At 36.2% G+C, this 14,384-nt stretch carries 8 protein-coding genes; 5 read left to right on the top strand and 3 right to left on the bottom strand.

The genetic code is table 11. From position 1 onward, the window contains the following. Window positions 1-410 precede the first annotated feature (410 nt). The 3 genes from E1171_RS20155 to E1171_RS20145 all read right to left on the bottom strand — a co-directional run bounded on the left by E1171_RS20155 (window position 411) and on the right by E1171_RS20145 (window position 4,167). Window positions 411-824: a styrene oxide isomerase gene (locus tag E1171_RS20155; RefSeq protein ID WP_155207869.1), complete on the bottom strand. Its 414-nt coding sequence runs from the start codon at window positions 822-824 to the stop codon at window positions 411-413. A gap of 636 nt (window positions 825-1,460) precedes the next feature. After that, the gene (locus E1171_RS20150) at window positions 1,461-2,810 is read right to left on the bottom strand and encodes a sensor histidine kinase (protein ID WP_155207868.1); all 1,350 of its coding nucleotides are present in this window, start codon (window positions 2,808-2,810) and stop codon (window positions 1,461-1,463) included. Then, on the bottom strand, window positions 2,800-4,167 hold the full coding sequence (locus tag E1171_RS20145) for a sigma-54-dependent transcriptional regulator (protein ID WP_155207867.1): 1,368 nt from the start codon (window positions 4,165-4,167) through the stop codon (window positions 2,800-2,802). Before E1171_RS20145 ends, E1171_RS20150 begins: the two co-directional genes overlap by 11 nt. Window positions 4,168-4,616: 449 nt before the next feature. On the opposite strand from E1171_RS20145, the gene E1171_RS20140 reads away from it, so the two are divergent. The 5 genes from E1171_RS20140 (at window position 4,617) to E1171_RS20120 (ending at window position 14,340) form a co-directional block, all read left to right on the top strand. Continuing rightward, complete coding sequence (locus E1171_RS20140) at window positions 4,617-7,004, top strand: ABC transporter permease (RefSeq protein ID WP_155207866.1); 2,388 nt, start codon at window positions 4,617-4,619, stop codon at window positions 7,002-7,004. Between the two features lie 126 nt (window positions 7,005-7,130). Continuing rightward, complete coding sequence (locus tag E1171_RS20135; protein WP_155207865.1) at window positions 7,131-7,997, top strand: alpha/beta hydrolase; 867 nt, start codon at window positions 7,131-7,133, stop codon at window positions 7,995-7,997. Window positions 7,998-8,140: 143 nt separating this feature from the next. After that, entirely contained in the window at window positions 8,141-10,516 is a 2,376-nt protein-coding gene (locus tag E1171_RS20130) for an ABC transporter permease (RefSeq protein ID WP_155207864.1), read from the top strand. A gap of 247 nt (window positions 10,517-10,763) precedes the next feature. Next, window positions 10,764-11,843: a serine hydrolase domain-containing protein gene (locus tag E1171_RS20125; protein ID WP_155207863.1), complete on the top strand. Its 1,080-nt coding sequence runs from the start codon at window positions 10,764-10,766 to the stop codon at window positions 11,841-11,843. An 82-nt stretch (window positions 11,844-11,925) separates the two neighbouring features. After that, window positions 11,926-14,340 (top strand): ABC transporter permease, encoded by a 2,415-nt coding sequence (locus tag E1171_RS20120; RefSeq protein WP_155207862.1) that lies wholly within the window; start codon window positions 11,926-11,928, stop codon window positions 14,338-14,340. The last annotated feature ends 44 nt before the right edge of the window (window positions 14,341-14,384 follow it).

Here is a 14,384-nt window from a genome sequence, read left to right as displayed (position 1 = left end):
CACAATTCTTAATTTTTGTTTTCCATGATTTTTATGGATTTTCAGGTATGGGCAAACTGATCCCATGTACTTTTAATAATAGGTTGCATTAGGCCACTAACCGAAGCTCTGGTGATCCTTTTTGAGCTCTTCTTTTACTAAGGTTAACCACATTGGAAGTCATTATGCCAAAGAAAATCCACAAGATCTCATTTTTGGGATTCTTTGCTTTTACTTTATTCAAACCATAGTGTTGCGAGTGATTTCCACACCATCCTTCCATTACAGTAGCACAAGCAGTTGGTAGTAAGCTTTTTAGTTTTTTTCTTGAGGATCATCCTTTTTGGGACCTTTTCTAGAGAAACAGGTAAATATTTGTTTCTTAGCAAGGTATCGTCGGTTGGCTTTAGTTGAGTAAATGTTGTCAGCCCCTAGGTGGCGGCATGTACCAACATCAGGTAAATCAGGATAACTAAATATGAAAAAGATAAAAGAGAGGCAAAAAAGTAAATACAATAAATAAGGATGTTTATTACTCCTTTATCTTTTTTATCAATCCCCCTTTTTCCAAAAATGGCAGCTAAAAACATCCCTATTATAAAAAGATAATTTGACAAAATAATACCACAAAGAAGAAGGGTTGAATAGGAGTATGATGAAGTTAATTTATCAAAAAAGGAAGAAAACGCTATTAATAAAACTCCCCCTGTGAAACTTGCAGTATGAAATACCCTCCAGGAACCTTCATTTTTTATTATTTTCCTTATAGCTTTTGAATAACCAATTCCTCCCAAGTTTCCAATAAGGATCATCAACAATCCATGTAATATTAAATACTTATTCATAAATAAAAATTTTAGTTGAAAATACGTTTTAAAAAACAGTGAATTCTAAGCACCCAGCAGAAATAAAAAATTATGAGATACAAATAATTTAAGATTAAAATGGGGAAGGCCTATGAACAATCACTAGATCACCTACTTTAAAATAATTCACCTCACTTCTACACCGTATAATTTCAGCCCCACATTCTTTTCCTTTGCCAATGGGCGCTTTAAATGACTTTTTCCCAAAAAACCTTTTGTAATGGGGTCAACAAAATGTAAGGCCAAACCTAAATGAAAGGTGTGGGCGATACCATGCAAAAGGAATATTTTACCTCAATCACAACGAGCTGCTGCAAGTGGCCTCACAATTACACCTTGATCAGATCCCAATTTTGGATCATCAATAATGCCCCATTCCAAAATATTTTTCTTTATGGACGTCAGTTGATTCATCTTGATAGAATAAAAATCCATTATCTTTAAAAGACAATGATTACAACTTATTGTGACAGTTTACTCCAATAAATTTTTATTAGTTAAAAAAATAATTTAAGCATACATAAAAAAAAGGGCCGCATAAAAAGAAATTGTTAAATACCTAATCAAATATGATTACAAAGATTTAGTATTTCATCTATCCTGGCTTATTAAAGGTCAAAAAACTAACTCAAAAGTAGTTTCTTCACCTGGAATAGAACGTCCCAACAGGCTGCCCTTGTGCAGCCTCATTATTTGGCGGGACAAACTTAACCCAATACCGGAACCATTAGGTTTGGTTGTAAAAAAGGGTATAAAAATACTTTCAAGCTCATCTGGCTGAAAACCCTTTCCATTATCTTTCACGGCTATTTTAACCCTTTCGACCTGATCTTCTGAAAGATAAATACTGATTTTTTTATTATTTCTTTCTTTTAAAGCCTCTATGGAGTTTTTCAGTAGGTTGATCAAAACCTGACTTAATAATTTCTCGTCACCCGGAAATCCCGCCCTTTCATATTGGCAAAAAATATCAAAGGAAATATTTTCTTCCTTCATTTGCTTTAGAAACAACAATTCAATGGAATGAAGCCAGTCAGCCACATTTATCATTCTGAATACAGGTTCTGGTATTTTGCTTAGCTTCCTGTAATTTTCCACAAAATGCATTAGCCCTTCACTTCTGTCTTCAATAACCGATAATCCTTTTACAGTGTCGTCTATGGATTTCTGATTAAGCTCATTCAACGATTTGTTTTCACCATTTTGCACAAAAAAACGGCTCAGGGTGTTACTCAGGGAAGTTATCGGGGCAATAGAATTCATGATTTCATGGGTGGAAATACGAATAAATTTCATCCAGGCTTCCAATTCATTCTCCTCCAATTCCTTACGGATATCATATATGAAACAGATCTCGTACTTTTTACTTTCGAAATGAATCACCACTTTTTTAATGGAAACCTGTCGGATTTGCTGGTTCTTCAGCCACTTTAAAACCTGACTTTTCCCGGCTTTGAGTTGACTTATAGTTTCAAAAAGAGGTTTATTTTTCCGGGCAAGAGACTGGATATGAGAAAGGTGATTAAGATCCAGAAATTCTAAAGCCTTTGCATTAATGGTATCAATTTTACCGCTTTCTTCTACTACTATAAATCCGGTTTCAGATTGCCTCATATATTCCATAAAAAGCTGTTCCCGGTTTGCCCTGCTTATCTTTAATTCTGAGATCATATTATTTACCCGGTTCAAATTCTTATGAAGGTTCCGAAGGGGTTTATTTTTGATTGTTTCAGAAAAATGAATACTACTTTCCCCATTGGCAATGGCCTCAAAGAAAAAGTTTAATTTCCTGTTCAACCCATTTATATAATGAACAAAATTCCATACAGACAGCACTATAAAAACAAAAGCATGAATACTATAGAACCACGATTGCTCATAAACAGCCAGCGCAAAAGAAGCCACCAATAAGGCAAAAACCGCAAGGCGGATGAGCAAACCTGAGTTTGGATTTTTATATCGCATAACGTTTCATCTTATTGTATAAGGTTTGCCGGCTGATTCCCAGTTTTTCAGCTACCAAACTCAGGTTTCCGTTGTATTTATCCATTGCCTCCTCAATCATTTGCCTTTCCATATCAGCCAGAGTAGCTTGTCGCTGATGTGCTTTCTTCCCTCCAATTGGTTTAAAAATGAAATCTTCCGCTTTCAACACTTCCTGATCAGATAAAATAACGGCCTTCTCTATGGTATGCTTCAACTCCCTGACATTTCCTGGCCAGTGATGCTGCATCAGTTTGCGGATAGCACCGGAACTAAGTCTCAAAGATTTTTTCTGATACTTTTTCTGATATTTTTTCACAAAAAAGCCCGCCAGCAATTCAATATCTTCCCCCCTCTCCCGCAAAGGAGGAAGTTCAATCCGTATGGTATTAAGACGATACAGCAAGTCTTCACGAAACTGGCCGTTTTCCACTTCTTTTTCAATTTCATTATTAGTGGCACTGATGAGCCTGATATCGACCTTAATATTCTTATTTGAGCCCAGAGGAACAATATTTCTGCTTTCTAAAGCCACAAGAAGCTTAGCCTGGTGTTGCAGAGACAGGTTTCCAATTTCATCCAAAAAAAGAGTTCCTTTATCTGCCAGCTGAAATTTCCCCATTCGGTCTTCTTTGGCATCAGTAAAAGCACCTTTTTTATGACCAAACAATTCACTTTCAACCAGATTTTCCGACAAGGCTCCCATATCTACCGTTACCAGTAGCCCTTTTTTATTTCTTTGAGATTGCCTGTGAATTTCTCTTGCAATCAATTCCTTTCCCGTACCGTTTTCTCCGGTGATTAATACACTGGCATTTGTTCCCGCCACCTTGCTGACCATTTGCATTACCTTTTGCATAGCGGGAGAGAATGTATCCAGAAAATCATTTGGGTTGTATAATTCCTGTTTTAAGCCATTTTCCCTGTTTTTTAACTCTCCAATTTGCTGATTGGAATGCCTCAGTTTAATAACGGTCTGAAGGGTTGCAATGAGCTTTTCATTTTGCCATGGTTTTACAATAAAATCAGCTGCACCCAACTTAAGGGCATTTACGGCCAGTTCTACTTCTGCAAATGCGGTCATCAGGACCACCTCGGTATCCGGAGATAACTTTTTTATCTCCTTCAGCCAAAAAAGTCCTTCATTCCCGTTGTTTAAACCAGCCGAAAAATTCATATCCAGTAAAACAACATCAATTTCGGATGACCTGAGTTCGGAAGCAATCTGCTTGGGATGGGAAATACACCTCACCACATCAAATTCAAACTGAAGCAGGAGCTCCAGCGCACTTAGCACACTTTTGTTATCATCAACAATCAGTATATTCCCTTTTTTCATAAATGGTCCTTTTTCCAAAGATAAGGAAGATTTCAGCACCAATGAATACTGTCCAATATTTTTACACTTCAGTGCCTAATTTTTTGACAGTACTAAAATCAAAACACAGGCTAAAATACTTTTAATCAACATTTTTAAGCTTTGGCATACTTGTTGAATTTTGAAGAGCCGTACGAATGAACTATTATTATGCTACTGAAAAATTCAGGGAAATTGAATGAGAGGTTTGTTTTCAAATACCGAAAAAAGTAATCTTTAAAATCAGGGAGGTTGTATTGCCTGAACCGGGAATTCAATAGATCAAATGTAGGGGCTCGCCAGGTAATTGATTTTCCATAGTTTACAAAGAACTCAAAAATAGCTTTAAAATATAACTTCAAACATAGAACCAGTTATATGGGCTAAAAAGTTTTGATAAGACCATTTACCTCATCCAAATACATTTTACTATGTTAAAGCTTAATTTATTACTAGCCATAAGAAAATTGAAAAAGGATAAGAAATCTTTTTTAATCAATCTTATTGGTTCCTCTATTGGCTTAACGGCTGTATTTTTAATGACCCTATATATCTCTTATGAAAATAATTATGATGGCTTTCAAAAAAATAATAAAAGACTCTATAGAATAGAAAGGACAGTAAATGATAAAGCAGAAAGTCAAATCTTTGATTCGACCCCTTACGAGCTGGCAGATGAATTAAAATCCTCATTTCCTGAAATTGCAGATGCTGCCAGTGTTATAAGTACATCTAAATATATAGCTATAAAAGATGAGCTATTCCCTAGAGAAAACGGATTATTTGCGGATGGTACCTTCTTACATATGTTTAGTTTTGAATTTTTACAGGGAAATCATAATTCAGCCCTGAGTCAACCCATGAGCATTGTACTTTCCAAATCTTTGGCAGATAAACTTTTCCCCACTGGTAATGCAGTTGGAAAAACAGTCCGTTTAGACAAGAAACATGATTTTAACGTCACTGGAGTTTTTGCTGATTATCCTAAAGACTCTCATTTAACCTTCAAGTATATTATTTCTTATAATTCTTATGAAGGATTCTATGGTAGAAAGCCCCAAAGAGGTTGGGACAAAAATTATACCGGTACCTATGTGTTACTAAATGACAAAGCGAAGGTTGATGAAGTTGACGTAAAAATAAAAAATATCTTAGCCAAGCATACAACGTTTGAAGAGGGAAGTAAGGAATTACTAAGTTTAAGACCTATTAAAGATATTTATTTGAAAACTTTACATGTAATTAATAATGCCGTTGACAATCGGGGAAATGATTTCATTGTTATTTATCTTTTTATTGGGGTTGCCTTATTCACGGCCTTTATCACCGCTGTAAATTATATCAATTTATCCACCACCCAATTGCTAAACAGAGAGTTGGAAATTGGTATGAAAAAGGTATTGGGTGTTTCAAAACCTCAATTGAGGTTTCAGTTTATCATAGAATCATTTTTAATGCTATTGGCTATTGTAATTGTAACAGCTGAACTAGTTTATTTCACACTCCCCATCTTTAATAGGGTAGTTGACAGGGATTTGTCTCTGCTATTTAACGGGAGCTGGTTTTTCCTGTTAAAGTTCGTCATGGTTTTAATTCTATTTGGTTTTCTGGGGGGATTATATCCGGTATACTACCTTTCTTCTTTAAAATTAAGCGCCTTTCTTCATGGTCATTCCTCCATTAAACGTCGTAATTTTTTAAGAAAAGCCTTAGTTGTTTTTCAACTTTTGATAGCTATACCCTTACTGTTTTTTTCCCTTTTTGTAATGGATCAAATAAATTATCTAAGACAAAAAGATATTGGGTTTGAAAAGGAAAACTTGTTATTTGCCTGGGTTCCCACTCCTGATCATCAGGCTAAAGGGCGCCTAAAGGTTTTAAAAAACACCTTAGAACAAGATCCAAATGTATTAAGTTATTCCGAATCGGAAGGGGCTCCTTTTATTTATTCAGGAGAACAAAAAAAATGGACCCGAGAAGGAGCAGAAACCTATGACAAAATCAGACTATCCACTTATGCTGTAGATCATAATTTTTTGGACGCCTACAAAATGTCATTAGCAAAAGGACGTTGGTTTTCAGAAGCATATTCGACAGATGGTCAAAACAGTTGCATTATAAATGAAGCTGCTGCTTTATCCCTGGGATGGGAAAATCCAATCGGCAAAACCTTTGATAATGGGCGATTAAAAATTATAGGTGTTGTAAAAAATTTTCACCAGTATTCCTTATTTCAGAAAATACCCCCTATAATGCTATTATTAGATAAAGAGAATAATTATCCTTTGGTAAGTGTAAAAGTGAACCCCGTCAATAAATTTGAGTCACAAAAAAAACTTAATGAGCTTTTTAACGCATCCTTTTTGGAAACACCTATTGAATTTGAATTTTTAGAGACTGGGTTTGATGAAGGTTATATGATGGCCTTGCAAAATGTTATGAGAATCTTTGTTTTGTTTTCTGTTATTTCCATAGTACTGGTGATTATTGGTTTATTCGGTCTTATTTCATTTTCATTAAACCAACAAAAGAAGGCTATTGCCATACGGAAAGTGTTGGGAGGAAGTACTAAAAACATTTTTATATTTATTCTGAAAGATTATATGAAGCTGTATGCTATTGCTACTGCTGTAAGTCTGCTATTAACTTATTTTACGGTAATGAATATTTCTCAAACATTTGCTTATAGCGTAGGAGTTAAATCCATTAATTTGTTATCTGTTATCTTAATTACACTTTTTATAGTTCTAATGACGGTAAGTGGGAAAATCTGGTCAGTTTCAAAAGAAAACCCTTTAAATGCAATTAATAGAGAATAAAGGAAGAAGGGGAATTTCTTAAAGGGATCTACCCAACCAGTTATCTCCCTGAAAATCAAAACAGACTGTTAATGGATCATTTTAATTGGACCTGATTAATGAATAAAACCCAAATTAAATAAACAAATGAGATTTAGAAAATTGCTACTAATTATAACAGCTTTGTTTTTCTTCATTGAACTAAAAGCTCAGTCAAATTCTGAGGAAATTTCTTCTTATGAATATGTTTTTGATGGAACCAAAAAAGATAGCCTTAAAGCCCATGTATTTTTTCCGAATGAAAAAGAATCAAATGATAGCAGACCTGCAATTGTGATTTTTCACGGAGGAGGTTGGAATATGGGAGAACCTTCCTGGGCATTTGCCCGGGCTAAAAAATTTGCTCAAAATGGAATGGTTGCTGTTGCTGCCCAATATAGATTATCTGATCAAGAATCGATAACACCAATTGAAGCAATGGAGGATGCACGAAAAGTAATTATTTGGATGAGAAAAAATTCGGAAAAATTAAAAATAGATCCTGATAGGATCGTGGCTTACGGATGGTCTGCAGGAGCTCATCTTGCCGCCAGCGCAGCTGTATTTCCATCCTTTGATCCTGAAAAGAACATATCAAGTAAACCAAACGCTTTAGTATTGTATTCTCCAGCTTTATCTCTTATAAATAGTGGGTGGTTTAAAAAATTATTACTAAATAAAGGTAAGCCCTATAATTACTCCCCTGCGGAACATGTTAAAGAAAATATGCCTCCGGCTATAATTTTGGTTGGTAAAGACGACACGGTTACCCCAATTCGGGAATCTGAACTATTCCATCAAAACATGGTCAAATATGGAAATGAATCATACCTACATATTTATGAAGGGGTAAGTCATTTATTTACACCGTCAAGCCAACCAGATAACGGTTGGCCAAATCCAGATAAGGAAATTCAGGCTAAAGCGTATAAAGAAATCGATCTATTTTTAGAAAAACTGGGATATTTTAATTAAAACCAGGCACAATAAAAATGGCTAGCTGCCTTGCTTTGCCAACGAGCAAAAGCCGACGCGAAAAAGCACAGCAGCCAACCGAGACGATAATAAGTTACCGAAAATTACCATAAAGTAATTAGTAAAAGCAAAAAACAGTATCGATGATTTTATTTTTAAGCTATCTGAAATTTTTTATCAGACATCACCTTTACCATAAAGGCAATGCCCTGATCAGTGCTTTTAGCTTAATTTTAGGTATCAGCAGCACCCTTTTCATTTTCTTATATTTACAATATCAGTGGGGGTATGATTCCTGGCACCGAAATTCTGACAGAATTTACCGGGTAGTATTAGAGGGAACCATGAATGGTTCCACCACCAAATATGCGAGTACAGGGAAACCTCTTGGTCCGTCCCTGATGAAAGATTTTGGAGAGGTGGAAAATTATGTCAGTTTTCACTTCTCCGGAAAAACAACTTTTAAAAAGGGGAAAGAGGTCTTCAGGGAACAAAATGTTTATGCCGTCAACCAGGATGCCTTCAAAATATTCGACCTTCCTTTGATTGAAGGAAACCCAGAAAAGGCATTGTCAGAACCTTTTCAACTGGTAATTAACCAGAGCCTATCGCAAAAATACTTTGGAGAAGAAGGGTCCATTGGAAAAGAACTGGAAATCAACGGAGAACACTACAAGGTTAGCGGAGTTATGAAGGATTTACCTTCTAATTCGCATTTGGCTATAGATGCTTTAATTTCTAATAAAGAAGCTTTGGGCCCATTCTCCACCCAGGATTGGTTTGACCTTGAAAACTACACCTATGTATTATTGGGAAAGCAGACGAAGGCTGATGAGTTATCTATAAAACTAAAATCCTTTACCCGAAATCATCTGACTGAAGTTTTTGAACAATCTGACATGAAAGTAGCCTTTCATTTACAGCCCCTAAAAGATGCCCATTTTGATTCCGGACTTACTATGGATAAGTCGGTGGGAAATAAATCCTATCTTTACATTTTTTTCCTTGTAGCCTGTCTCATTCTTTTTATTTCCACCTTAAATTACATTAACTTAGGGATGGCCCAATCTTTAACGAGAAATAAAGAAATTGGGCTTCGGAAAACCATGGGAGGAAATACCGGAAACCTCGTTCGCCAGTTAATAGCCGAATCTTCCTTCATGGCATTCATTTGTCTATTCGCATCGGTTGCCCTGATCCTTTATTTATTTCCTTTTTTCAAACAAGTAACAAGCCTTGAATCCGCCGGTTTATGGGATCTCCTGCATTGGCAGTTCCTGCTTTCTGTTTTTGGCATATTTTGTTTCATAACTGTATTGAGCGGTCTGTATCCTGTTGTTTATTTGTCCGGATTTGAGCCTGCTCAGGCTTTAAAAAACAAAACATCTGTACCTGCAAATATCTGGTTGCAAAAGCTGCTTTTAACCTTTCAATTCTCAGCTTCTATCGTACTGGTCATTTGCGCACTTATATTAAAAAATCAGATGGACTATCTGTACAATAAAGAAATGGGCTTTAACAAGGAGCGGGTTATAATGGTTGATTTGCCTGAAGATGTATCTTACAATCAAAACATCCTAAGACTAAAAGAAGAATTGCTGAATCAATCCTCTATTGAAAGTGCATCCCTTGCGGGATATGGAAGTGTTCCCGGAGTGGAGAATGGAAAAGATATTGCCGAAGTACCGGACAATACCGGAAGAAAAACGGAAAAAATCCTTAATATTTTTAGCTGGGATGAAGACTTTACAGACCTCCTGAATATAGAAATAATAAATGGCCGGAATTTTTCTGAAGCATATGCCAGGGATTTGAAAAATGCAGCTTTGGTGAATGAACAATTCGTCAGGGAATTTAACTGGAAAGATCCTCTTTCTAAAAAAGTAACCCTTTATGGAGAAGAAAGACAAATCGTAGGAGTAGTAAAGAACTTTCATTTTACATCCCTTCACAACAAAATAGAGCCCGCTGTTATCATCTACCGTGATGTACATATGCAAAAACTATTGATAAAGATTCAGGAGGATAATTTATCCCAAATTGAGTCTGTTTGGAAGGCTAACCTCCCTGACCAGCCATTTAATTTTATTTATCTGGATGATTTCCTTCATAATCAATATAAAGGGGATCAGCAGATGATGTTGCTGTTTACCTTTTTCTCCGGCCTGGCCATTCTTTTGGCTATTTTAGGCTTACTGGGATTATCAATGTTTACGGTGAAACAAAGAATCAAAGAAATTGGAATAAGAAGAGTTTTAGGAGCAGGATTTACAGATATATTTTTAAGTGTCTCAAAAGATTTTAGTAAGGTAATCCTTATTTCAATCATAATTTCAATACCTGTATCGGTCTATTTTGCTTCAGGATTGCAAAACGAATTTGCTTACCAGGCCAAAACCAGTCTTCTTCCCTGGTTTCTGACCATTTTCACTGTCATTGCCCTGGCCGGACTTACTATAAGTTATGGAGTAACTAAAGGAATAAAAATTAATGTAATCGATACCTTAAGAAATGAGTAATAAGAGTTTAAGCTTTAATCTAATTTTGGAAACCTGAAACTATAAATAGTTCAAATTCTGACATTAAAGAGTTTAAATGAATTTTTAAAATGGTGAGCAGAATCTTTACAAAGACCAGTTTCCGGTGAAAGTATTAGACAAAGAGAATAATCAGGATTTCACCTCTGATTCAAGCAATTAGAAATTACTTTTTATAAATCATATACCCTAATCGTTGGGATAGCTATCTTAGTAACCTAAATAAAAAATGAAAAACAGATATAACACTTTTGGCATCCTCACTCTCCTTTCCCTACTGATTGCATTAGTAAACTGCACACCTCCAAAACACCAGTTCAAATATGCAGCAGCTGACACTAAGGGGTTCTCCCCTCAAAAGCTGGACACCCTTTCCGCCTTTCTTGAAAAGGCTGGTTCCTCAGGAATGCTCTTAATGGTGGATGGAAAGGTGATTTATGAATGGGGAAAAACCGACAGGAAACATACCATTCACTCCATTCGAAAACCCATGTTAAATGCCTTATTCGGAATTAAGGTAGCCGAAGGTGTAATCGATACCACCATGACCCTACGTGAGCTCAGCATTGATGATATTGAACCTTCTCTTTCAGAAAATGAGAAAAATGCACGGATCGCAGATTTACTAAAGTCACGTTCGGGGGTGTATCACGATGCGGCCGCCGTTTCCAAAGGAATGCTCTACGGAAAACCTGAACGGGATGAACATAAACCGGGAGAACATTATTATTACAATAACTGGGACTTTAACGTACTGGGAGCAATCCTTGAACAAACTACCGGAAAAAGTATTTATACCCTATTTAATGAAGAAATTGCTGTTCCCTTGGGCATGAACGATTTTCAGGGAGTTTATACCTCAATTGACGGGGAATCTGAGGAGTTTAACATTCCGGACACCGATGGTTTCTATCAGTATGAAAATAGTAAATCGAAATTTCCTGCCTATCACTTTCGGCTTTCTGCCAGGGATATGGCCCTCTTTGGTCAGTTATACCTGAACAAGGGAAAATGGAACGGAAAACAAATCATTCCGGAATCATGGATAGAAAGAAGTACTACGCCTTATTCTGTCACTAACCCCGATTATGGAATAGCCTACGGCATGCTTTGGAATGTGCTTATGAAGACAGAAAACAGAAAGAGCCGGTCCTTTTTTCATACGGGAACAGGAATTCATATGCTGGGGGTATACCCTTCTTCAAAGTTAGTACTGGTTCATCGTGTAGATACAGAAAAGGAGTATTCCTTTAACCAGGGGGATTTTTATAAAATGATTGATCTGGTATTTGGTGCAAGAATGGATTAGTTATACAGCAACAAAGTAAACCAGTCCATAGGGGAAAGAAAATAGAATTTGGCTCAAAACGAAAGCCTAAAAGACCATTCAAATGATCAAAAATTATTTTATCCTGGCCTGGAGAAACTTACTAAAGAACAGGTTTTTATCCTTCACCAACATTGGTGTTCTGGCTTTAGTCATTGCGGCAGTTTTGCACTTGTTCAAATATGTGGCCTTTGAAAAAAGTTTTGACAAATTCCATGAGAACTATGAAGAATTGTACCGGGTAAATACCCATTTGGAAACCCCTAATGGTTCTACAGATTATGCCATTTCACATGGTTTTCTGGGCAATATGGTCAAAAACAAATTCAAATCTGTTGAAAACTATGTTACCCTCACTCCTCTTCCGGATGATTGTACTATTGTGTATGGGGATGCTGTGTTCAGGGAAACGCGAGTTTACGAAGTGGACTCCACATTTTTTCAAATATTTTCCTTCCCCCTTCTGGCTGGAGATCCCGCAACAGTTTTAAAAAAGCCAAAAGCTGTAGTACTTACAGAGTCAATGGCAAAAAAATACTTTAAAAATGAGGACCCCTTAGGAAAATCTGTTACCATCAAAGGAAAGTTTTACACCGATACTTATGAAATAACGGGTATCTGTAAGGATTTTCCTGAAAACTCTCATATTCAGATGGACTGGATTTGTTCCAATCAACTCCTCTTTCAGGTCCCTAAGAAATATTATGATTTTGACAAGGCCATGAACCATTGGACATACCTACGCATTAAAGGCAATGAAGGTCCTGAAAATCTGATCCATGAAATTAATCAGGAAGCAGAACTGAAAAACCAATACAGTAATGCTGATGTACAGATTAGTTTAAGTCCAATAGAAAAAATTCATTTGGAATCTAGTTTTCAGGGAGAACTTAGAGAAGTTAACGGAGGATATAATGAAATCGTAAACTTAGTAATTCTGCTGGGGGCAGGATGCTTTTTTATCACCTGGCTTAATTTCGTAAATATTTCCCTAGTAAAAACTCTCGACCGAAATAAAGAAGTAGGAATTAGAAAAGTTTTAGGAGCGGGATTTGCTGATAATTTGAAGCTCTTCTTTATGGAAGCCCTTATTCAAATGGCAATTGCCCTCTTTCTTGGTTTTGACCTTCATTTTATAACAGTTGATATAGTTTCAGAATATTTCAATTTCCCTGTTAAAGTGGATACAGGTAAACAATTTCTACTTTATTCCATTTTCACCGGAGGCTTTTTTATTTTATCCCTGGTTATAAGCCTTATCTATGCCCTTATCTTTTCCAAAACGGAGCCCTTGCATACAATGAAATCAAGGGGAAAGGTACTTTCGAAGAAAATTACTAAAAAGACAGCACCAATTATTGCTCAATTTACCATTTGTGTCCTGTTTTTATCTTTTACCCTGGTGGTATTTCAGCAAATTAACTTTATATACCAAAAGGACTTGGGTTACAAGACTGACAAAATCCTGTTTTTGATGCAGCCCCATTTAAAAGATTGGATGAGAAGCATGAATTCAAAAATGCAGGCTTTTGATACGGAGGCAAAAAAAATACCCCAGGTAGAAGATATCACAAGAGCGGTATATGCCCCTGGTTCCAATAGTTATGCCATTTGGGGCGGGGTCTCCAATGATAAAACAGGAAAGGATAATTTTCAAATGGTTGCCCATAATGAGGTAATGCATAATTACTTCGATTTTTACGATATGAAGCTTCTGGCAGGTAACTTTTTCACCAAAGAAAGCAGTGAAAAAGATATTATAGTTAACTATTCTGCATGTAGGGAAATGGGGTACAGCGAACCTGAAGATATCCTGGACACTGAGGTGTTTGTCAAACACAAAAGGATGAACAAAAGAGTAGTAGGTGTGATTGGTGATTTTAATCAGGAAAGTTTAAAGTTTAAAACTAAGCCGGTTATGTTTCACCTGGACAGGAATAATATGCAGCATACGATAGCTGTTAAGCTGAGTTCCGGAAACTTTAATGAGGCAATCACTAAACTTGAACAATCCTGGAAGCAAGTATTTCCCGAAAGCGAATTTGTATACTCAATTTTCACTGATAATCTAAAACAACTCTACGAAAACGAAGCCCGCTTCCAGAAATGGCTTAACCTGTTTTGTTTTCTTACTTTAATCGTCTGCTCTTTCGGGATCTTTATCATCACCTACTACACCTTTAAGGAAAGGGAAAAGGAAATAGCTATTCATAAAGTGTTGGGGGCAAGCACTATTGACATCATGGGCTTATCCAAAAGTTTTGTCTGGCTTATTGGCATTTCCATCATAGCAGGATTAAGCATCGGATATTTAACAGGTAGAGAGTGGTTACAGCACTATGCTTACCATGTTTCCATAGGAATTTGGTTTTTTATCGTTCCTGTTCTGATTGTCAGCTTCTTTTTTCTGATTACTTTGTTTTATTCAGTAAAAAAGGCCGTGCTGAATACTCCTGTTAGGGCTTTAAGGGGAGAGTAATTACTATTATAGAAATCTAAGGTTTTCTAATGCTTTTTTTTTTT

This window comes from Xanthovirga aplysinae (genome assembly GCF_009711365.1).
Classification (GTDB): Bacteria; Bacteroidota; Bacteroidia; order Cytophagales; family Cyclobacteriaceae; genus Xanthovirga; species Xanthovirga aplysinae.
The sequence above is the reverse complement of the archived record's forward strand: the minus strand, read 5'-3'. Positions and strand labels throughout refer to the sequence as shown.